This window comes from Kitasatospora azatica KCTC 9699, from assembly GCF_000744785.1.
Lineage (GTDB): Bacteria > Actinomycetota > Actinomycetes > Streptomycetales > Streptomycetaceae > Kitasatospora > Kitasatospora azatica.
This window is the reverse complement of the sequence record NZ_JQMO01000003.1, coordinates 547,388-567,342: the sequence shown is the minus strand read 5'-3', so window position 1 is coordinate 567,342 and position 19,955 is coordinate 547,388. Positions and strand designations below refer to the sequence as shown.

19 protein-coding genes are annotated in these 19,955 nt (G+C 70.7%); 7 read left to right on the top strand and 12 right to left on the bottom strand.

Annotated features, from left to right (window positions below):
* Nucleotides 1–175: 175 nt before the first annotated feature.
* On the bottom strand, nucleotides 176–997 hold the full coding sequence (locus BR98_RS13655) for a MerR family transcriptional regulator (RefSeq protein ID WP_035844736.1): 822 nt from the start codon (nucleotides 995–997) through the stop codon (nucleotides 176–178).
* Between the two features lie 186 nt (nucleotides 998–1,183).
* Here BR98_RS13655 and BR98_RS37910 point away from each other — a divergent pair, with 186 nt between their 5' ends.
* Nucleotides 1,184–1,372, top strand: coding sequence for a family 1 glycosylhydrolase (locus BR98_RS37910; protein ID WP_035844734.1), 189 nt, complete (start codon nucleotides 1,184–1,186; stop codon nucleotides 1,370–1,372).
* Here BR98_RS37910 and BR98_RS13645 read toward each other — a convergent pair.
* The 6 genes from BR98_RS13645 to BR98_RS13620 form a co-directional block, all read right to left on the bottom strand.
* Nucleotides 1,352–1,735: a hypothetical protein gene (locus BR98_RS13645; RefSeq protein ID WP_035844732.1), complete on the bottom strand. Its 384-nt coding sequence runs from the start codon at nucleotides 1,733–1,735 to the stop codon at nucleotides 1,352–1,354. The two genes, BR98_RS37910 and BR98_RS13645, sit on opposite strands and share 21 nt — an antisense overlap.
* 40 nt (nucleotides 1,736–1,775) lie before the next feature.
* Nucleotides 1,776–2,654 (bottom strand): restriction endonuclease fold toxin-2 domain-containing protein, encoded by an 879-nt coding sequence (locus BR98_RS13640; RefSeq protein WP_157537739.1) that lies wholly within the window; start codon nucleotides 2,652–2,654, stop codon nucleotides 1,776–1,778.
* 59 nt (nucleotides 2,655–2,713) lie between these two features.
* The gene (locus tag BR98_RS42775; protein ID WP_035844728.1) at nucleotides 2,714–3,070 is read right to left on the bottom strand and encodes a WXG100-like domain-containing protein; all 357 of its coding nucleotides are present in this window, start codon (nucleotides 3,068–3,070) and stop codon (nucleotides 2,714–2,716) included.
* Nucleotides 3,051–4,439 (bottom strand): vWA domain-containing protein, encoded by a 1,389-nt coding sequence (locus BR98_RS13630; protein ID WP_232247407.1) that lies wholly within the window; start codon nucleotides 4,437–4,439, stop codon nucleotides 3,051–3,053. Before BR98_RS13630 ends, BR98_RS42775 begins: the two co-directional genes overlap by 20 nt.
* Complete coding sequence (locus BR98_RS13625) at nucleotides 4,436–5,737, bottom strand: sigma 54-interacting transcriptional regulator (RefSeq protein ID WP_035844724.1); 1,302 nt, start codon at nucleotides 5,735–5,737, stop codon at nucleotides 4,436–4,438. The genes BR98_RS13630 and BR98_RS13625 overlap by 4 nt, the downstream gene beginning before the upstream one ends.
* A 106-nt stretch (nucleotides 5,738–5,843) precedes the next feature.
* A complete protein-coding gene (locus BR98_RS13620) occupies nucleotides 5,844–7,373 on the bottom strand; it encodes a hypothetical protein (RefSeq protein WP_035844722.1) in 1,530 nt (509 codons plus the stop codon).
* Between the two features lie 270 nt (nucleotides 7,374–7,643).
* Between BR98_RS13620 and BR98_RS13615 the strand changes: the two genes are divergently transcribed.
* On the top strand, nucleotides 7,644–9,008 hold the full coding sequence (locus tag BR98_RS13615) for a GH1 family beta-glucosidase (RefSeq protein ID WP_035844720.1): 1,365 nt from the start codon (nucleotides 7,644–7,646) through the stop codon (nucleotides 9,006–9,008).
* A gap of 344 nt (nucleotides 9,009–9,352) precedes the next feature.
* Here the strand turns inward: BR98_RS13615 and BR98_RS13605 are convergent, their stop codons facing one another.
* Nucleotides 9,353–10,258, bottom strand: coding sequence for a LysR family transcriptional regulator (locus tag BR98_RS13605; protein WP_035844716.1), 906 nt, complete (start codon nucleotides 10,256–10,258; stop codon nucleotides 9,353–9,355).
* 140 nt (nucleotides 10,259–10,398) lie between these two features.
* Here BR98_RS13605 and BR98_RS13600 point away from each other — a divergent pair, with 140 nt between their 5' ends.
* The 5 genes from BR98_RS13600 to BR98_RS13585 all read left to right on the top strand — a co-directional run bounded on the left by BR98_RS13600 (nucleotide 10,399) and on the right by BR98_RS13585 (nucleotide 14,808).
* Nucleotides 10,399–11,217, top strand: coding sequence for a 3'(2'),5'-bisphosphate nucleotidase CysQ (locus BR98_RS13600; RefSeq protein WP_035844714.1), 819 nt, complete (start codon nucleotides 10,399–10,401; stop codon nucleotides 11,215–11,217).
* Between the two features lie 47 nt (nucleotides 11,218–11,264).
* The gene (locus tag BR98_RS42015) at nucleotides 11,265–11,498 is read left to right on the top strand and encodes an NAD(P)-binding domain-containing protein (RefSeq protein ID WP_267886065.1); all 234 of its coding nucleotides are present in this window, start codon (nucleotides 11,265–11,267) and stop codon (nucleotides 11,496–11,498) included.
* Nucleotides 11,499–11,777: 279 nt separating this feature from the next.
* Nucleotides 11,778–12,344 (top strand): hypothetical protein, encoded by a 567-nt coding sequence (locus tag BR98_RS40275; protein ID WP_035844712.1) that lies wholly within the window; start codon nucleotides 11,778–11,780, stop codon nucleotides 12,342–12,344.
* 920 nt (nucleotides 12,345–13,264) lie between these two features.
* Nucleotides 13,265–14,023 carry a helix-turn-helix domain-containing protein gene (locus BR98_RS36300; RefSeq protein ID WP_157537737.1) on the top strand — a complete coding sequence of 253 codons (759 nt, stop codon included), beginning with the start codon at nucleotides 13,265–13,267 and terminating at the stop codon, nucleotides 14,021–14,023.
* A gap of 152 nt (nucleotides 14,024–14,175) precedes the next feature.
* Nucleotides 14,176–14,808: a sigma-70 family RNA polymerase sigma factor gene (locus tag BR98_RS13585; RefSeq protein WP_198042219.1), complete on the top strand. Its 633-nt coding sequence runs from the start codon at nucleotides 14,176–14,178 to the stop codon at nucleotides 14,806–14,808.
* 267 nt (nucleotides 14,809–15,075) lie between these two features.
* Here BR98_RS13585 and BR98_RS13580 read toward each other — a convergent pair whose 3' ends face one another.
* From BR98_RS13580 to BR98_RS13565, 4 genes are read right to left on the bottom strand one after another with little or no spacing between them, the layout of a single operon-like run.
* Nucleotides 15,076–15,279: a hypothetical protein gene (locus tag BR98_RS13580; RefSeq protein WP_035844710.1), complete on the bottom strand. Its 204-nt coding sequence runs from the start codon at nucleotides 15,277–15,279 to the stop codon at nucleotides 15,076–15,078.
* A gap of 58 nt (nucleotides 15,280–15,337) precedes the next feature.
* A complete protein-coding gene (locus BR98_RS13575) occupies nucleotides 15,338–16,309 on the bottom strand; it encodes an antibiotic biosynthesis monooxygenase (RefSeq protein WP_035844708.1) in 972 nt (323 codons plus the stop codon).
* Entirely contained in the window at nucleotides 16,306–19,032 is a 2,727-nt protein-coding gene (locus BR98_RS13570) for a molybdopterin-dependent oxidoreductase (protein ID WP_035844706.1), read from the bottom strand. The genes BR98_RS13575 and BR98_RS13570 overlap by 4 nt, the downstream gene beginning before the upstream one ends.
* Nucleotides 19,029–19,856, bottom strand: coding sequence for an FAD binding domain-containing protein (locus BR98_RS13565; RefSeq protein ID WP_035844704.1), 828 nt, complete (start codon nucleotides 19,854–19,856; stop codon nucleotides 19,029–19,031). Before BR98_RS13565 ends, BR98_RS13570 begins: the two co-directional genes overlap by 4 nt.
* Between the last annotated feature and the right edge of the window lie 99 nt (nucleotides 19,857–19,955).

Here is a 19,955-nt window from a genome sequence, read left to right as displayed (position 1 = left end):
TCACTCATGTTCAGCCAGGGCGGCGGGCTTGCAGAGGAGGCGCGGTCGGCACTCGCGCAGGCCGTCAGCTGTCAGCTGTCAGCTGTCAGCCGTCACGGTCCGCGTGCGTACGCCGGCACCGGGGCGGCGCGGCCGTAACTGCCGCGCCGCCCCGAGCTTTCCCGAGGGTGCTCGGTCAGGCCCCGGTCACCGGTGCTTGCAGTTCCGTCACCCAGTCCTCGCGGTCCTCCGGGCACTCCAGGTTGATCTCCCGGGGGTATCCGGCCGACCGGTACCCGTGGCCGTCGATCCAGCGGGCCAGCGTCTGGGCGGTGGGAAGCACGGTGTCCATCGAGCCGCGGTGCACAATGGTCGCCGCCTGCTCGAGCGGAGGCAGGTCGAGCACCTGGAAGGGGCCCTCCTGGAGAGGGGCGGCGACCTGGACGGCCGCGTGAACGCTGATCCGGCCGCCGCCCTCCGGGGCGTCCTCGTAGTAGGCGACACCGGGTCCCGTGGGAGTGATGCCGGCCGCCTCCAGTCGCCGGAACAGCTCCTGGTAAAGGGGCCCGATGACCGGGCCGATGTCCTCGGGCTGGTAACTGGCGGCGGTCGCGGTCAGCTCGGCCACCCGTACGGCCGGGACGTTCTTGATGACGACATCGTTCGTGGGCATCTGCCCCTCGCTCTCGATCGCTCGGAGCCTTGCCTCGACCTGTACCAGCCGCATGGCCGCCGCGGCCATGCCGGCCTCCAGCTCAGCCCGTCGCAGCCGGAGCATGGCGCGCAGTTCCTCGGTGGTGACCGTCTCGTCCAGGATCTCCTGGACCTGCTGGAGGGTCAGGCCGAGGTCCTTGAGCGCGATGACGCGGTTGAGGCGGGCCAACTGGGCGGCCGTGTAGTAGCGGTAGCCGCTGGCCGGGTCGACGTGGGCCGGGCGCAGCAGGCCGGTCGCGTCGTAGTGGCGCAGCATCCGGACCGAGACGCGGCCGTGCCGGGCGAAGTCTCCGATGGTGAACATGATGTCTCCGAGTTGAATGCCTGACACGGTGTGAGGGTCAAGAAGCTACTCGGCGGCCGGCGGAAGGCAGAACGCGGTCTGCTGGAGCGGGCTGTCACCGCTGGGTGAGGCCGGCGTCGGGCATCTGGCGTTCCAGCCTCGGCCCACTAACATGAGGTGACCTCATGTTTGTGAAAGGGGCTGGGCATGCAGGATCGGCACGACCTGCCGGCGGACTCCCGCTGGGGCGTCTCCACGGCCGCGTACCAGATCGAGGGCGCGGTGGCGGAGGACGGGCGGGGGCCCTCGATCTGGACCGTGTTCGCCGCCCGAGGGCAGATTTGCAGCCGGACGGCCTGTGACCGCTGTCGCCGGCTACAGCTCGAACGGGCGTAGCAGCTCAGGCAGCCCCACCGAGAGGTCAACCCTGTGAGGGGTGGCGTCCCAATCCGTGGTCCACACGACCGGCGTCTCCTGGCTGAGCGTGCTCAGCACAGTGAAGATGACCCGGAATGGGGCATCGAGTGGGTCCTGGTCGGCGAACGCGAAGAACCGCCGGTTGGCGTAGTAGGTCAACTCCACGGGCTCTTCGGAGTCGTCGAGGCTGACCGTCAGGTCGAATACGTCGAACTGGCCCATGGGCCCTGCCATCTGTGCCTGCGGCCAATGGGCGGTCAGTGCCTGCTCCACCTGGTCCGGGGCGAACGCCCAGGTGCCATTGCGTTCCTCGTCCGCCATTACGTAGTACTTGCCCGACACCTGCTGCTCCCTGTGCTGTCGTTGCTCGGATCTCCGCAGGCTACTTCACGATGCGGACGTATCCCGGGCAGTTCTGGGCGGCCAGAATGGCGTTGAAGTACGCCGCGCCCTTCTCGTCGTTGGTGATCACCTCTAGGTGATTGATCGGCTCGTTCCGCGGATCCTTGAAGGCCGATGCATACCGTTGCGCCTCCCACGTCTGGTCCTGCAGCGAGTTCTCGTACGCGATGTGGAAGACGTTGTCCTCGTTGTTGAGTCGGAGCGGGGACTTGCAGTTGGGCTTCTGCCCGATGTACTTGGAGTCGACCGCAGCCCCGTCTTGCGGGCGGATGCCGTCAGCGTTCATCGTCGCCTCGGTCCCGGGCTTCTTCGGGTTATCGAGGGTGGTGTACAGGCTGTAGGTACCGCTGCCGGCCACGCGGATCTGGTAGGCGCGGCGCGCCGCATCCTCAGGAGTCCGCGAGTTGAGCGGGTCATTGGCCACCCAGTACCGCTTCGGGGGACCGACAGTGGCCTCGGCTTGCGCCATCCAGGCCTGTACCTGTCCCTGCTGGGCGGGCGTCAGATCCTTGAAAGGATTGTCCGCAGCAGGCGGTAGCGGAGGTAGGCCAGGGGTGACGGTGTTCGGCACCGGCGGCTTCCCGGCGGCCATAGCCGGGGTAGCGGAGGCGAGCGCCACCCCGGCAGTTGCGACGGCGGCGACGCCCGCGGCGCTGACCGGTATGAGGGACGCAGCGGCTTCGTTGACGATGGCTTCGGCTTCGGCGAGGACCGCCAGTTCGGCGCTGCCTTCGATCCCGGCGGTCATGGCCAGGGCAGCCGCCCCTGCTTCCCCCGCTATGGCCGCCTCACCTCCAGCCGCAACGACGTCGGAGATGCCGAGCGTGAAAATCGTCAGCCCGATGCCGACGCCGGCCACGACGCCAGCGCCGATCGCCAGGTCCTGGAGTGTGGAGCGCAGGTCATCAACTGCCGTCGCTAGGACTCGCAGGCCGCACCGAGTTTGTATGCGGCGTTGGTGATGCTGTTCAGCAACGGCCCTTCGGTGGCGCATCCGTCGTGCACCTTCGCCCAGTTCGCGGCGAAGGAGTCGACCGCGGCCGCGGTGCTGGAGGCCGTTATTCTCTGGACCCGAAGGTCCCCCTCAGTACCGACGCGACTCATCAGCCCGGCGAGCTGCTTCCAGTCGGCACCAGCCTGCCGCAACTTGTCTGGGTCCCCCTGGGGCCAGAACTGCGCGATGATGGTCGCACGGCCGACTACTCGGTCGAGCGAAGGCCCGGAGCTGAAGCGCGGGCCCTCGCGGAGTGCCGGCTCAGTCGATCGTGACGACACGCGCCCAGGACGGCGGGGCGTCCGGGAGGTAGGCGGGATCGTCCTCGTTCACGGCGCGGGCGGGGCGGGGGAAGAGGCCAACGACGGTGCGGCAGGGTGGTGCCGTGGAGGGCCACGGGGTCTGACCGTCGGTCAGGGCGACGATGACGTCGGGGCGGGGCCGGGAACGCAGGGCCCGGGCGAAGCCGGAGCGCAGGTCCGTTCCGCCGCCGCCGACGAGTTCGATGTTCTCGGCGCGGCAGAGTGGGACGGCGATCCCGGCCGCCGCGTCGCAGGAGATCACCGACACCAGGTCGCGCCGCCCGCCGACGGCCCGGGAGATCGCCGCCACCTCCAGCAGCGCGCTGCCGAGCTCCGCATCGCTCACCGAGCCGGAGGTGTCGATCACTACACAGACGCGGGGCGGCTTGCGGCGCAGGCTCGGCAGCAGTGCCCCGGGGACGCTGGCCGAGCGCCGGGACGGCCGCCGGTAGCTGTGGTCCTCGCCGAGCCCCGGGGCGCCCGCCGCCGAGCGGATCGCGGCGCCCAGCAACTGCCGCCACGGCTGCGGCGGATGGAACGCCTCGTCGGCCCACCGGCGCCATCCTTGCGGCGCGTCGCCCGGTCGGCCCTTGATCCCCTCGGCGACCCGGAAGCGGACCGCGTCCCGTTGCAGCCTGGTCAGCCCCCCTGCCCCGCCGGGCCCGAGCTCCCACGGCCGTTCCTGCCCGTCGGCACCGCTGCCGCAGTCCAGCCAGGCCAGGTCCGCGGCGAACCCGGACATCGGCGCCAGGCGCAGGTACTCCTCCATCAGCAGCCCGTCGGGCAACGCCAGCAGTGACGGCAGAACCGCTCCGGCCGGCACGGGCAGACCGTCGCCGTAGATGTCGTCGTTGATCTCGAAGTCGGCGGCGATGTTGCGCCGCAGCCTCTCGCCCGGCCCGTCCTCCTCGTGCTCCCGCGCATACCGCTCGCCCCGCCCGTGGTGGTCCCGCAGGAGGTGGGAGACCTCGTGCACCCAGACGCCGGCCAGGTCCTCCAGCGAGGTGCGCGCCACGAAGCCGGGGGAGACGTAGCAGCGCCAGTGGGTGTCCACCGCCATCGTCGGCACCGAGTGGTCCTCGACCACGTGCAGCGCGAAGAGCGCGCTGGCAAGGTAGGGGCGGACCGTCACCGCATGGAGCCGGGCGGCGAACAGCTTCTCGGTGTCCAGCGGTTCGCCGGGGCGGCCGACCGGCGTGCCGGAGCCGACCGGTGGCCGCGGCACTGTCGTCCGCACCGGACGCGGCGGCGCGGGTTGGGACATCGGGCGCGGCAGCGGCCGCGGCTCGGAGCGCGCTTCGGAGTACGGCTCGGGGCGCCGCGCGGGGTGCTTCGGGGCCCCCGTCATCGGTGGGCCCCCGTCGCGGTCGCGGCGCCGCCCGCCGCCGCGACCCGAGCCACCGAGCGGTCCGACCGCCGGGCGAGACCGACCACCCCGACCAGTCGCTCCACCGCGTCCGGCACCTCCCAGTCGTCGCGCCGCAACGCGGCCAACGCCGTTGCCGGGGCGACCAGCAGGTCCGGGGCGCCGGTCTCGAGCGCCCGTACCAGCACCGCCCAGCCCGCCTCCCACCGCGCTCGCTCCGGCCGTGCCCCGACGGCGGCCACCACCGCCTCCAACGTCGCCTGACGCAGGTCACCCCGTGCCGGCAGCTCGGCGGCGGCCGGGTCGGCCAGCAGCGTCTCCGGGTCAGGCAGGTCCATCCGGTCCAGATGGGCGAGGAGTTCGAACCCCGGACCGTCCCCCACCGCTCCCCGCACCAGCAGTGCCAGCACCTCGCGGGAGACGCCGGCCGCCGTACCGAAGGCCAGCAGGGTGAGCGCGGCCTCCCAGCTCCGGGGCGAGGGCCAGGCGCCGCCGCGCCGTGTCTCCGTGGTCGGCAGTCGGTGGATCAGGGTCGGCCGGACGTTCAGGAACCCGCAGACCGCGAGCCGCGCGAAGGCCACCGCCTCCGGCAACCGGCCGGGCGCCAGCCGGGGCAGCTCGGCCCGGGGCCAGACTCCGCCGAGGCCGCGCACCACCACCTCACGGTCGTGCACCCAGTACAGGTGCACGAAGCGGTTGGCCAGCGGCGGGCTCAGCTCCCAGCCGTCCGCTGCCGACGCGCGAGGGTTGGCGGCGGCCACGATCCGTACCCCGGCGGGCAGTTGCAGTGCGCCGACCCGCCGCTCCAGGACGACCCGGAGCAGCGCGGCCTGGACGGCCGGGGTGGCGGTGGAGAGTTCGTCCAGGAAGAGCAGCCCCCGCCCGGCCCGCACGAGCTCCACGGCCCACTGCGGTGGTGCCATCGGCACCCCCTGTACGGCCGGGTCGTCGCCCACGATGGGCAGCCCGGAGAAGTCGGACGGTTCGTGGACGCTGGCGATGACGGTCGTCAGCGGCAGATCGAGGGAGGCGGCGAGCTGGGTCAGGGCCGCGGTCTTGCCGATGCCCGGCTCGCCCCAGATCAGGACCGGCAGGTCGGCGGCGACGGCCAGGGTGAGCGCTTCGAGCTGCTCGTCGGGGCGCGGTTTGGTCGTGGTCGTCCGCAGCAAGGTCAAGAGGTCGTCGGCGACGGCGAGTTGGGTGTCGGTGTCGGCAGCCTCGGACGGGCTGGACAACGGCGTGACGGCGGCCGGAACCGGCAGGAGAGCGGTGGAGGTCATAGGTATCACCTGGGATGGGGTAGGGGAACGGGGCAGCCCGTCCCGGAAGTCGTGGGTGCGCCGGATGGTTGGGTGCAGCGCTGGAAAGTGGCCCGTGGGGAGCCGGTCAGGAGGCCAGGCCGGCGCGGGGCCGGGGTCGGCTGCTCCGCTTGCGGCGCAGGGCGAGCGGCGTGTGGCGGTCGAGACGGGGGCGATGTCCCCACTCGGCGTGCCGCTCGCCCGGGTCGTTCCCGCCCCCGGCAGCGCCGGCGGCGGGGTGCACGGCGATCAGCCCCGCACGGAAGACCCCGTGGTCGATGCGGCCGGCCGCGGCCGACTCCAGTTCGTCCCGGAGCGGCCCGTCACGCAGGACCGCTTTGGGGCCGAGCAGCCCCTCGACCACGGTGAGCGCCCCGGCGAAGTCCCCGTGGGTGAGCCGCTCCCGCACCGCGGGCAGGGCCTGCGGACTGCGGTGCACCGCGTCGATCGCCCGCAGGCAGGGCAGAGCAGGGCCGCCGAGTGCCACCAGCAGTTCTTCCCGGCGCAGTTGGGCCAGGTCGTGATCGATCGCCGTCAGCACCCCGTTGCGCAGCGCGATCCGGTGGACCTCGCCGCGGCACTCCACCCGGTGTGGATCAACGGGCCAGCGCGTGCGGGCGGCTGCCGAGGGCGAGCCGGTTCCACCCAGTGCCTCGGCGACGAGCGGGTGCAACCGCTCGACGGTGACCAGGCCGGCCCGCAGCAGCTCCAGATCCGGCGGGATCCGGATCGCCGCCTCCGGGAGCGCGGGAAGCGCCGCGACGTCCTGCGGCCCCAGCGCCTCCCGCAGCGGCCGGACCGTCGGGGCATGGCTGTCGTCGGGGGCGACGAGCTCGAACACGGCGTGGTCGCGTCTGCCGAGCCGCACGGTGAAGCCGCCGCGCGAGCGTCCCTCCGCCCGCAACAGCAACTCCGCCTCGGCGGCCCACCGCGCGGTCCACCAGGACTCGTGGACGGCGCGCGGATCAGCTCGCTCCAGCGGGCGCGAGCGATCCGGCGGGACCGGCTGGTCGGACGCGTGCGGGTGACCGGCTGCATACGGGTGACCGGGCGGCGCCGCGATCGGCGGCCCGTCCGCACCGCAGCGGCGGGCCAGTTCACCGCTCCGACCGGCATCCCAGAGGTGCCGGTGCAGGTCGAGCCGGAAGCGCCGGTCGGGATGCGGATGCGGGTGGTGCCCGGGAGCGCCGCTCCCCGGCCCCTCCCACAGGGCGAGCGAGACGCGCTGTCCGGCATCCGCCCAGGCCGGCGGTGTCCGCACCACCAGGTGCAGTGGCCCTGCGGTATCGCCGGACCCGTAGCGGACCAGCGAGATGGTGAGGCCGGGCCGGAGCCGGCCGTCAGGGGCGATCCGGGGCAGGTGCCAGCGGAGCAGATCCGGCGCGAGCAGGCGCAGATCCGTCCGGAGGCGCGTGGCGACAACGGTGCCGTGGCGGTGCCGCACGGCGCGCAGATCGAGATCCACGTCGATCCGGGCGGCGGCGCATGCCCCCGCCCAGTCGCCCCGGGCGCGCCGTGCCGTCGCGGTCTCGATCATGGACGGTGGCACGGCGTACTCGCGCACGCGCTGCCACATCAACAGGTGGGTCGGAAACTCGTTCACGAGATGAGGTGCCATCAGCACTCACCTTGCGAGAACGATTCCCCCATTCGGTACGAGGCGAAGTTCTTCATCGCCCGCAGCGTAGCCACTGCGCGGACGATCTGTCAGCCCGCTTTTGGTCGCCGGTCCGATCCGCTGCCCGGGCGTTGCCGTGAGCCGCCCTCCACTCGGCGCGGAGGGGAGGCGGTGGACCACGCCCCCGTTGGGATCTGGCGTTCCGGCGGTTGGCAGATAACATGAGGAGTACTCATATTGTGAGGGGACGTGTTCAGGAGGAGCCAGCTCATGCCGCACCGCCTTGACCTACCTGCCGACTTTCGCTGGGGTGCCTCGACGGCCGCGTATCAGATCGAGGGCGCGGTCGACGAGGACGGGCGCGGGCCCTCCGTGTGGGACGTCTTCGCGGCTCGCCCCGGTGCGGTTCGCGACGGTCATACCGGGCGGGTCGCCTGCGACCACTACCACCGCTATGCCGAGGACATCGCTCTCATGCGCGGCCTCGGGCTCGATGGCTACCGGTTCTCCATCGCCTGGCCCCGCATCCAGGCCACTGGCAGCGGCCCGGCCAACCAGGCTGGACTCGCCTTCTACGACCGCCTCGTGGACGCCCTGCTCGAGGCAGGCATCACCCCGCTGCCAACCCTGTTCCACTGGGACCTGCCGCAGGCGCTGGAGGACGGCGGTGGCTGGCTCGCCCGGGACACGGCCTATCGCTTCGCCGAGTACGCCGAGATCGTCGCGGACCGGCTCGGCGACCGGGTGCCGGCCTGGATCACGCTCAACGAGCCTTTCGTGCATATGGTGTTCGGCTATGCGCTCGGGATCCATGCGCCCGGTCGCGCGCTGATGCTCGACGCGCTGCCGGCCGCGCACCACCAGTTGCTCGGGCACGGGCTGGCGGCCGCGGTGCTGCGCGAGCGCGGGCGGGAGGTGCTGATCGCCAACAACCTCACGCCGGTGTGGCCGGCGAGTGACACCCCGGCGGACCTGGCGGCCGCCGAAGCGTACGACGCTCTGCACAACCGGCTGTTCACCGACCCGCTGCTGCTCGGCCGCTACCCCGACCTGTCCGCCTACGGTGTCGGGGAGGACCTCGGCGGCAGCGTCCGTCCCGGCGACCTGGGGTTGATCGCCGGCCCCGGCCCCGGCCTGGACGGGCTCGGCGTCAACTACTACAACCCGACCCGGATCGCGGCCCCCGCCGAGCCGGGCGGACTCCCGTTCGCCGAGGCCGAGATCGAGGGGGTACCCCGAACCGCCTTCGGCTGGCCGGTCGTTCCGGACGGTCTGCGCGAACTCCTGGTCGGCCTGCGGGAGCGGTACGGCGCTGCACTGCCGCCGATCACCATCACCGAGAACGGCTGCTCGGTCGCCGACGAGCCGGGGCCGGACGGCACGGTCCACGACCAGCGCCGGATCGACTACCTGGCCGGCCACCTCGATGCCCTGGGCGCGGCGGTCGCCCAAGGCGTGGACGTCCGCGGCTACTTCACCTGGTCACTACTTGACAATTATGAGTGGGCGGAAGGGTTCAATCAAAGATTCGGCCTTGTGCACGTTGACTTCACCACCCAGCGCCGCACCCCGAAGTCCTCATACGCCTGGTATCGCGAGCTGATCGCGGTTCACCGGGCCGGCCAAGGAAGGTAGTGGGCCGCGCGGCGGTCCTGGGGATGCTTGCGAAGCCGAAGTGGAGGGCGCCTGGTCGCCGCCACAGCTGCCGCACAGGTGCAGCAGACGCTGGCCGCCCCCCGACCTGCGAGGTGCCCCCACCACCGACGCCCGGATCAACGGCTTCATCGAGGAGATGACCCACCACCCCGACATCACAATCCTGCCGCACCCGGTCCCAGCGGTGTCCGTCCGGGAGGGTGTGGATCATGCGTGACACCGGGCCGGCCAAGAACCGGGTGCCGCGCGCTCGGAGCGGGAGGGCCGGCCCCGCCCGGACGGCCGTGCCGGACAGGCCGCAGCGCGCGGCCGTACGGCGTCGGCTACGACGCTCCGCAGGTGGCCAGTGCGGTTCGCGCCAGTGCGCGCAGCCAGGTGTGGGCGTGGTCGGTGTCGTAGCGCTGATGCCATGACAGGTAAACCGGTGCCGACGGCAGTTCGAGCGGCAGTGGGAGCACGACCAGACCGAGGCCGGCGGCCGCGGTGCGTGTGGTGATTTCGGGGACGCTGATCAGGAGATCGGAGCCGCGCGCGAACTCCAGCGCGGCCGCTTCCGTGGGCGCGGTCGCCACCACACGGCGGGTGAGGCCGAGCCGAGCGAGGGCGTCGTCGACGGCGTTGCTGAGGTTTCCACGTCGCGAGACGGTGACGTGTTCGGCGGCGGCGTACCGCTCTGTGGTGACGGTTCGGGCGCGGGTGAGGGGGTGCCCCTGCCTCACGACGGCGACGAGGCGGGTCTCGCCCACCTTCTCGGCGCGGATGTCGGGTGCGCTCGGACGGTTGGCGTTCGCCTCCAGATCGACCTCACCTCGCCGCAACTCGGGGGTGTCGACGCTCGATTCCGCGACGAAGCGCAATCGCACGCCCGGCGCCTGTCCGCGTACGGCCGCGAGCAGCGTGGGGCCACTCATGGCGACCAGGGAATCGTGCCAGCGGAGTGTGAAGGTGCGTTCCAGCGTTGCCGGATCGAGTTCACGGCTCGGGGCCAGCACGCCCCGGACCTGGTGCAGCAGTTCGTGCACCTGCTCCCGGACGGCGATCGCATAGGGCGTCGGGGTCATGGTGCGGCCGGTGCGCACCAGGATCTGGTCCCCGGTCGTGCGCCGGATCCGGCCCAGACTCCGGCTCATCGCGGGGGCGGTGACGTGCAGTCGTGCGGCCGCCCCGGCCACGCTGCCCTCCTCCAGCAGCGCGTCGAGCGCGGTGAGCAGATTCAAATCCAATTGCATGGGAGTAATCCCAGCCGTGCTTGACATGCATTTGATGTTAATGGAGGGGGTGGATAGCGTCGTCACCACGGCGCAGGACGGAACGCGCGTCCTGGCCCGAAATCCTCTTCAACGCCCCTTGCCCAGACGGGAGTTCCACCATGTCCGAAACGCTTCAGACCACTGACGCCATCGTCTCCGACGCCGACCTGCTCGACCGGACCGCGGCCGCCGTGCGTGAGGCCGGTTCGGCACTGCGCGAGCGGTACGGCGAGGTGATCCCCTACCGGACCCGCGAAGGGCTGATGCGCGCGCTCGCCGCCAACGACGACGCGGCCCTCGACATCCTGCGCCCCCGCCTCACACGCCTGCGCCCGGACGCCGGCTGGGTGGAGGACGAGCTGGACGGCGGGGCGCTACCGCCCGGCGAATGGTGGGTCGTGGATCCGGCCGAAGGCAACGTCAACCACCTGCACGCCCTGCCCGAGTGGGCGGTGACCGCCACCCTCGTGCGCGACAACCAGCCGGTGCTCACCGCGGTCCACCTGCCGTTGACCGGCGAGACCTACACCGCGCTCACCGGCGCTGGCGCCCACCTCGACGGCCGGCCGCTGAACGTCTCCCGGACCGCGGACCTCGGCCTGAGCATCGTGGCCACCAGCCAGGCCCGGCCCGACGAGGACGAGAAGGTCGTGCGACGCGTCGGCTCCTCGATCACCGCGATGCTCTTCGACGCGCTCGTCGTCCGCGTCGCCGTGCCCGCGACCCTGCACCTGCTGAACGTGGCCGCCGGCCGGATCGACGCCTTCTGGCAGTTCGCCGGCGCCCGCGCGGACCTGCTCCCCGGAGCGCTGCTCGTCACCGAGGCCGGCGGACAGATCTCCGACGCCGAGGGCCGCCCCTGGACCCCGCAGAGCGAAAGCTTCCTGGCCGCCGCGCCCGGCGTCCACGCCGGGGCCGTCGCCACTCTTTCACGCTGACCGCGCACCACAACCCGCACCCGCACCCCCGGAAGGACCACATCATCATGACCACGATCGCAGTCATCGGAAACGGCCGCGTCGGCGGCAACCTGGCCACCGCCCTCACCCGGGCAGGACATGAGGTGACCGTGGCGGACCGCACGCCGGGCGCCGCCGCCGACGCCGCCCGAACAGCCCGGAGGCGGTCGCTCGCGAGATGTCGAACCCGGCGCCGAGGGCTTGTCAGGTGGACACGGGCCTCCGCAGAAGCGGTCAGGGCCTGCGGACACACGGCGTAGCCGGAGCCCTGAAGCACGGCGGGGCCGGGGGCGGGGCGGCTTGGGCGGCCCGGTGAAGCTCGGCCTCGGCCAGTGCCGCGATCGGTGGAGAGACCATCGGGGACACGGTGGCCGCTGACCGAGTGTGCTGTTGGGCGGGCAAGGAAGAGCGTCGACTGCACGGCTGGGCAGGCTCGCCCGCGTCGAATGGACAGCCGGCGCGTGGGAAGATCTGTTCCCCGACACCATCCGCACCAGAGCGGTCGGCGAAGCCGTCCGAATCGTCATCGAGGAGCAGCTGTGACCGAGCAGCCCGGCCCGCAGCAGCGCATCGCCGACACCATCCGCCCGGCCATGCTCAACGGCCTGCAGGATGTCGAGCTGATCGGCAACCCGGGCACCGAGCGCATCAACGAATGGGTTGACTGGATTGCCGCAGTCATCGCCGGCCAGGTCGTGCAGTCGATCGCAGCCGAACGCGACGCCTTCGCGGACCGGGTGGACACCCTCACACACGTCGCCAGGCGCAACCAGGAGGGATACAAGGATGCGACCCGAGAGGTGCAGCGACTTGAGGCCCGTGTCGCTGAGCTGGAAGCGGAGCTGACGCAGTTGCGTGCACCCGGAGTCGTGGTCCCCGGCCCGGGGGTGGAACTCGACGCGGGATCGGCGGCCGGCAAGCCCGCCCAGTCCCTCCGGGACCGGCTCCGCGCCAAGTACCCCGCGACCGCAGAGGCTCTGGACCGCCGGGATGCCGAGGCCGATCCGAGCCGGAACGCCGAGGTCAGCCTCCGCGACCGGGGACGATTCCAGGCCGCCGGTGGAAACGTTCTCGAAGTCGACGATGTACGGCACAGGACTTCCTGATGACGGTGTCCGACGGAAGACCAGCGGCGCCGGATCCCCCGGCGACGTGTTCACGCTACGTCCCGCGCCGACGTCCGGCTCCTCGGTTCCTGATCGATCGGGACAAGCGCGGTCCGCGGGCTTGTCCCGATCGCGAGCACCGCAACGATCGGCACGGTCCGGCGTCCGGACCCGAGGGAATGCTGCGCCAGGGCTCCGAGTAGGGCCGTGGTGCGACGTGTCGTCATAAATTACCAATGGCCGGGTGATCCGGGACTTCGCATGCACGCCGGCCGGCTTGGCAGGCGCGGACGGTAGGCTACTCCGGCTTCGCAGTGCAAGGCCTTCGCGACACTGATTTTTCACCCACGGGCTCGAATTCGGCCCGCTCGCGAGATGCCGTCGGAAATGAGCATGGCAATGGCATTGCATGCCGTGGCAATGGCATCGCATCTCGCCTGTTCAAAGGGGGCTCGGCGGTGCCGGCCGGACAGTCACACCGCTGACGCGACGTCATATCAGCCAAGCGGTTGGGGATTCGTCCGGAGGTGCCGCAGCTGTCGCTCGCCGATTCGGCAAAACGTTCCCGGCCGGCGTGCTAACGTGCTCTGCCACGCGCGAGTTGCCTACGCCGGCTCGTGAAGTGTCTGTCGGCACCAGCGAGCCCGTGACCCGAACGCAGGCGGCTTGACCACGGTGACGGCCATCGCCATCGACGCGTGCTCGGCTGTCCGTGATCCTCCCAGGCGCGGCACCTTTCCGTGCCTGTTTCCCGCGCACAGTCGGCGAATACGGGCCTTGGCAGTGGACTCACCCCTTGCGCTCCGCTCTGCCGGTCTGCCGCCCGCGCCCGGCCAGGATCCCACCGGGTGAGGTCCGGCCCGGCTCCCACGCCGGAACCACCGGCTGAAGGCGAAGCACCACACACTCCAGGAACTGATGTGAACGATCCATCCAGACCTGAGGGTCTGCGAAACGCCCGCACCGAGATGCGCCTGAGCCAGCAGGAGTTCGCCGACCTGCTGGAGCGGCTCTCCCGGGAGAACGGCGAGCCGGTCGAGTGCTCGGTCCGACTGGTCCGGCGCTGGGAGAACGGCGAGGTCGCGCGCCCGCGGCCGGTGTTCCAGCGGCTCCTGGAGCAGGCCACCGGCCGCACGCTGGCCCAACTCGGGTTCGCTGATTCCCCGCCCGCCCCGGCCGCGCCGAGCATGGCGCCTGTCCCCTCCGCCGGAGCCGGCCGGGGCCGCCTGCCAGGACGTGCCGCATCCCTGGTCCGCGCTTTCGGTGAGCACCAGCTCGCGGTGCTGTCGGTCGGGCTGCTCAGTACGGTCGTCAGCGTCGGCGTCCTCGTCGCCATCGTCTGGATGAGCCTCCAGTCATCCACCGTCCAGCGCACCCAGGAGCCGACACCGACTCATCTCGGCACGCTTCCCTTCGGGGCCGGAGCGGATTGGCACGCCGTGCACATCTACGGGCCCGCCACCCTGGCACCTGAGCAGCGCGGTCTCTACTACGCAGCCGTCCCGCCCGACACACCGTTCCACTGGACGGTCGACGGCGCTGACGCCGGTGAACAACTGCTGGTGCTCCCGGTGACCTTGCGGCGCGGACAGTCGGCCGTCACCTTGTCGGTGGTCCTGGACCTTCCCTCGGGCACCACCAGCGGATCCACCCTCACGGTCTCGCAGGCCAACCCGTGAGCAGCTGTCCCTTCTGCGGACATTCCCGTCCTCGGTGCGCAACGTCCGGCGAGTGGCCGCCCAATGACCGCCTTATGACCTCGTTCGAGGCGCTGTGGGCCTGGCAACATCCTTCCCCATCGTCCCGCCGATGAGGGAGTTCGATGTCACAGGTGATCCACCCGAGCAACCGCCGCACGCCCGGCCGGCGGCTCGTGCCCGCAAGCGGGCGAGAAGCGGCCGTCCCCGGGCAGCGGCAGGGTCCGTCGGTGGTGGTGCTGGTGGCCCGGGCGCAGGCCGGCGACCGGGAGGCGTTCGGGCGGCTCTACCAGCAGTACACGCCCGTCGTGCGACGCTACTTGTCCCGGAAGGTCGCCGATGCGGCGGCCGTGGAGGACCTGACCAGTGAGACCTTCCTGCGCGCCCTGCGACGGATCGACTCGTTCAGCTGGCAGGGACGGGACTTCGGTGCCTGGCTGGTGACCATCGCCAGGAATCTGCTGATCGACCATCTGAGGTCGACCCAGAAGGGCAGAGAGGTCCTGTTCCCAGCCATCGAGAACGGCCCTTCCCTGCCCGGCGTGGAGGACCTCGTCGTCGCGAGGCTGCTCCTCGCCAAAGCACTCGACGCGCTCGTGCTGCTCACGCCCCCGCAGCGGGAGTGCGTGGCTCTGCGAGCCTGCCTGGGCTACTCGACGGCTGAGACGGCGGCCATCATGGGGAGGTCGCGCGGCGCGGTCAAGACCCTCAACTATCGGGCCGTCAAAGCGCTGACGGCCATCCTCGTGTGCGAGGAGCAGGGCTGATGCCCCGCGAGATCCGCACCGGCGACCGCAGCAGGGAGCTCGCCGCGCTCATCTCCGACGCCCGGGCCTTTCACGGCGACCCCCGGTCTCCGCCGGATCGTGCTCGAGCGCGCGCGACCGATGAGGCGGGAGGAACCGGCCGGGAACGAGGGGTTGGCCACCGCGGGCCCGGCGGGCCCGGCAGCGCCGCCTTCTCGCTCTTCCTGTCCTGGTGGGCCCGGCACCGGCTCGCACAGTGGCTCGACGTCCCCGGCGGACCCACTGCGATCACCAGGCTCCGGTCAGCCAGCCCGCTTCGATTCCGCCGAGCACAAACCCGTTCTCGAAGCGCACCCGGTACCTGATCTGAGCGCCGGCTCCGGCGTCGAACGCTCCCGGCCCGATGACCCGCTGACGGAGGTCTGCGACCAAGTCGGCCGCGAAGCCCTGGAGTCGGCTGTCGCGGACTTGCTGATCGAAGCTCGCGAGCATGTCCTGGGATTCGCCGCCGGCTTCCTTTGTTCGACGGGCCGTGGGGTTCAGTGCTGGGTCAGGGCAGCGTCCAGATTCGGGTCGTAATGACGTAGAAGAGAACGGCCCAGAACACGGTCACCGCTACCACGATGCCCAGGCCGATGCGGTTGGTCTTCGCCGGCGGTTCGTCCGGCGGGGGCCGCAGCCACCGCTTGAGCAGCCGGTTCACGTAGTAGGGCATCGTGAAGAAGCTCATGATGAAGCTCGACAGCAGGTTGCCCACGAGCAGCCCGAGCCAGAGCGGCCACTTCAGCGGCGACAGGGCGAGCGTCAGCAGCACAACGGTCGGGTAGAGGCCGACCCAGACCGCGATGGCGGTCTTGGTGCCCGAGGGCGGGGGCGCTTCCTTGCCGTTCTCCTCGAAGGCGAACCAGCTGCCGAACGAGCTGTCGATTGTCCGCAGGTTGAAGTCCTTGAACTTCTCCCCTTCGGCGAGAACCTCCCGCCGCTTCGCAGACGTCAGCCAGGCGTCGAGGTGTTCGGCGTTGTCGTAGCGGTACAGGGTGGTCCATTCGTCCTGAAGGCCCTCGATCGGACGGAAGATCTCGGTGCCGCGGAACCCTTGGAACGCGCTCTCCTCCCGGCTCATGCGGCCCTGCCAGTCGAGGAAGTCGTCGACCTGGTTCGGGTGGACGCGGTGGGTCACCACAACGGTGACCAGCGGGTCAGCCGGTTGCGTGCCGCCGCTGATCACCTGCTGGGTCGCGGGACCGTCGAAGTACTTCTCGCCGATGTCGAGGAGTCTCTGCCGGGTCGCGCCGTTGATCCACGCCTGTAGGTGGGCGATCGAGTCGAAGCGGTAGACGACGACCCAGTCGGGTTGCAGGGCCGTCGGCGGGGAGATCTCGGCGCCGAGGTGTCCGGCGTACTCGGCGGCAGCGGCGTTGACGCCCTCCTGCCATTCCTCGTACTCCCGTTCCATTCCCTGGCGGACCTTCCGGCCGAGGATGACCGTCGCCGTGGCGTCCGCGTGCTTCTCGGCGGTCATCGTCTCGGGCCCGTCCGTGCCGACTCGCTCTCAACGAGGCGGGCGTAGATCCGTTCCGGAGTGAGGGGCAGCTCGCGGTAGCGGATGCCCGTGGCGTCGCGAAGCGCGTTCGCCAACGCGGGTGCCACCGGGTTGATGCAGCATTCCGCCATCCCCTTCGACCGCATGGGCCCGACGGAGTCCGACGAGTCCACCAGGAGGAGGTCGGTGCGGGGGACATCGGCGTAGGTGGGGATCCGGTAGTTGCGGAGGTTCGGGTTGACCATGGCACCGTCCGCGTCGACCTGGTAGTTCTCGGTCATTGCGAATCCGATGCCCTGGGCGACACCGCCGTCCACCTGTCCCCGGACCTGCTGGGGGTTGATGAGCCCTCCGGCGTCGGCAGCCTGGACGCTGTACAGGATGCGGACCTCGCCCGTCACCCGGTGGACGGCGATGCGGAACCCCTGGGTGTTGGAGGTGACGCTGCGGGGCGAGCCGTAGGCCTTGCGGGCGGCGGTGAAGCGAATGCCGCGCGCCCGGGCCAGGGCGACGAGTTCGGCCAGCGGGACGCGCTCGTCTCCGCAGACGACGTCCGTGTCGTCCATGGAGCACATCACGAGGTGGACACCCGTGTGCGCGGCGGCGAACTCCAGGATGCGGTCACGCACCGCGTTGGCCGCTCGGAGAACCGCGTTGCCCGCCACGAAGAGTCCGGCACTGGCGAAGGCGCCGGTGTCGAATCCCGTGCGGTCGGTGTCGGACTGCACCAGGCGGATCCGCGACGGCACCGTACCCAGCTGGTTGGCTGCGATCTGGACGTGCGCGGTGGACGTGCCCTCGCCGAATTCGACGGTGCCGACGGCCAGTTCGTACATGAGGTCGTCGCCGAGCGTGACCCAGGCTTCGGAGATGTGCTCGGTCGGCGGCGCGGTCTCGTGCAGCGAGCTCGCGACGCCGACCCCCACGAGCCACCCGGGGCCGGGGGACGGCTGATCGGCGGTACGGGCCAGAGCACCGGCCACGAGGTCGATGCACTCGGCGAGCCCGTCCTCGGTGAACATCACGTCGTCGGGACCGTCGTGCATCGCGACGAGCGGATCGCCGGGGCGCACGATGTTGCGGCGTCGCAGTTCCAACGGATCCATGTGCAGGGCGAGGGCCAGCTCGTCCATCGCCGATTCCACGGCGAAGGCCGGCTGGGTCATCCCGTAACCACGCAGTGCGCCGCTCGGAACGGTGTTCGTGTAGACGGAGAAGGCGTCGTACTTCTTATTGGGGCAGCGGTAGGTCATCACGGCGGCGCCCCCCGCGTACAGCGTCTCGCCGCCGTGGTTGCCGTAGGCGCCCGTGTTGGACACGTTGCGCACCTGGAACGCCGTGAGCGTGCCGTCCGCCTTCGCGCCGAGCCTGACTGTCAGCTTCATCGGGTGCCGGGGCGAAGCCGTGGTGAACTCCTCCTCGCGCGTGTACTCGAGACAGACCGGCCGTCCGGTGTCCAGGGCGGCGAGCGCGACGAGGTCCTCCGAGATGACCTCCTGCTTGCCACCGAAACCGCCGCCGACGCGCTTGCAGAACACGCGGAGCTGGTCCGGGCGGAGCGCGAACAGATGGGCCAGTTTGACCTTCGCGATCGACGGCGACTGCGAACTGGTGCGGACGTTCAGCCGGCCGTCCGCCATCCAGGCGATCGAGCCGTGGGTCTCAAGATGCGCGTGCTGGACGCGTGGTGAGGAGTACGTGCCCTCATGGATCACGTCGGCCGCGGCGAAACCCGCGTCGACGTCGCCGATGTGCGAGTGGAGCTCGAGCAGGAGGTTGTGGACGGAGTCCCGGACGAACGGATCCTGCGAGTCGTGCAGTTGTGGCGCGCCGTTGGCCATGGCCTCCTCAGGGTCGAAGACCGCCGGCAGCACCTCGTACTCCACGGCCACCCTTCGGCAGCCCTCCTCCGCAGCCCCGACCGTGTCGGCGAGGACGGCGACGACGCGCTGGCCGACGAAGCGGACCGTGTTGTCGAGGATGTAGGTGTCGTCCGGATCGACGAGGTGGTCGGTGTGGATCGCCGTGTTGAAGCGCTTGCGCGGCACATCCTCCCAGGTGTAGACGCGATGCACGCCGGGGACGGCGAGTGCGGCGCTCTTGTCGACCGAGACGATCCGGGCGTGGGCGTGCGGCGAGTGCAGCACTTTGAGGTGCAGCATGCCTTCCATCCGGGTGTCCATCGTGAACTCGGCCCGACCGGTCACCACATCGTCGGCCGCCGGCGCGCCGACGCTCGTCCCGACGGCCTTTCCCGGTGCGGCCGTCCGCACGCCGACGACGCCCCGCACGGCGTCCTCGATGGCCCGATAGCCGGTGCAGCGGCAGAGATTGCCCTTCAATGCCCTTGGCAGGTCCTCCTTCTGGTCCTCGGTGAAGGTCGCCGACGTCATGATCATCCCGGCGGTGCAGAAACCGCACTGGAACCCCGGGGCGTCCCGGAACCGACGCTGCACCGGATGCAGGTCGCCGGGCGATCCGAGACCCTCGATCGTGGTCACCTCACGGCCTTCCGCGCGGAAAGCGGGGGTGATGCAGCTGTGGACCGGACTGCCGTCCAGCCACACCGTGCACGCACCGCAGTCGCCCGAGTCGCAACCCTTCTTGACGCCGAAGTGGCCGAGTGCACGTAGGAAGGTGCGCAGGCACTGGCCGGGGTCCGGCTCTTCGTCGAAACTTCTGCCGTTCACCAGGTAGGTCATGCCGGGCCCCCAGCCATGAGTTCGCTGCGAATCTCTTCGGCGAAGTGTTGCGTCAGGTGGCGACGGTGGTCGGGGGTCCCATTGGGGTCGGCGAACCAGAAGTCGGCGGGGATTCCGTCGATGCTCTGCCGTAGGGCCTGGCCATCCGGCATGGTGTCGAAAGCGAGACGGACGGGCCGCGTGGTGCCGGCGGTGACGGTGAGCAGCAGATCGCTCGTTCCGGGAGTGTGCGTGCCGATGAGGAACACCGTCGAACGGCCGAGGCGGGTCAGCGTGAAGCGGCGGTGGGCGGCGCGTTTCCTCAGGGCGCGCGCCGGAATCTCGATGCGGCGCAGTATCTCGCCGGGAGCGAGGATGTTCCTGCCGTTCCCGGCCACGAAGTCGAGGGCATCGACGGTGCGCATGGACCCGTCGGAAGCCCAGAGCTCGTACCGTGCCTCGAGCGCGACCGTCAGACTGACCATCGGGCCGGCTGGCAGGGACATGCAGATGTTTCCGCCGACGGTGGCCGAGTTCCAGACTTTGAACGAGGAGAGGAACGCCTCGCAGGATGTTGCGAGGAGACTGCCCGCGATCCAGTCGGGCGGCGGCGCGAAGGCGTACAGGTCGCCGATGGTGCACGTCGCGCCGATCTCGAGACCCGCGTTGCTCGGGACGAGCGGCTTCCAACGTAACGCTGTCAGGTCAATCAGGCGGCGCAGGCCCGGCTGCTCCACGGAGAACAGCCATGTTCCGCCTGCGAGCCAGGCGTCCCCGTTCTGCCAGTCCTCGCCTGGCCGGTCGGACGGTCGGCGGACGACTTCGGTGATGGTGTTGAGGTCCATGGGAACTGGTCTCCTACCTCACGACAGTCATGCGGCGGACCGTCTGCCAAACGCGAGAAACCAGCGCGTGACGCCGCTCGGTTGTGTGGAAACCCGCGA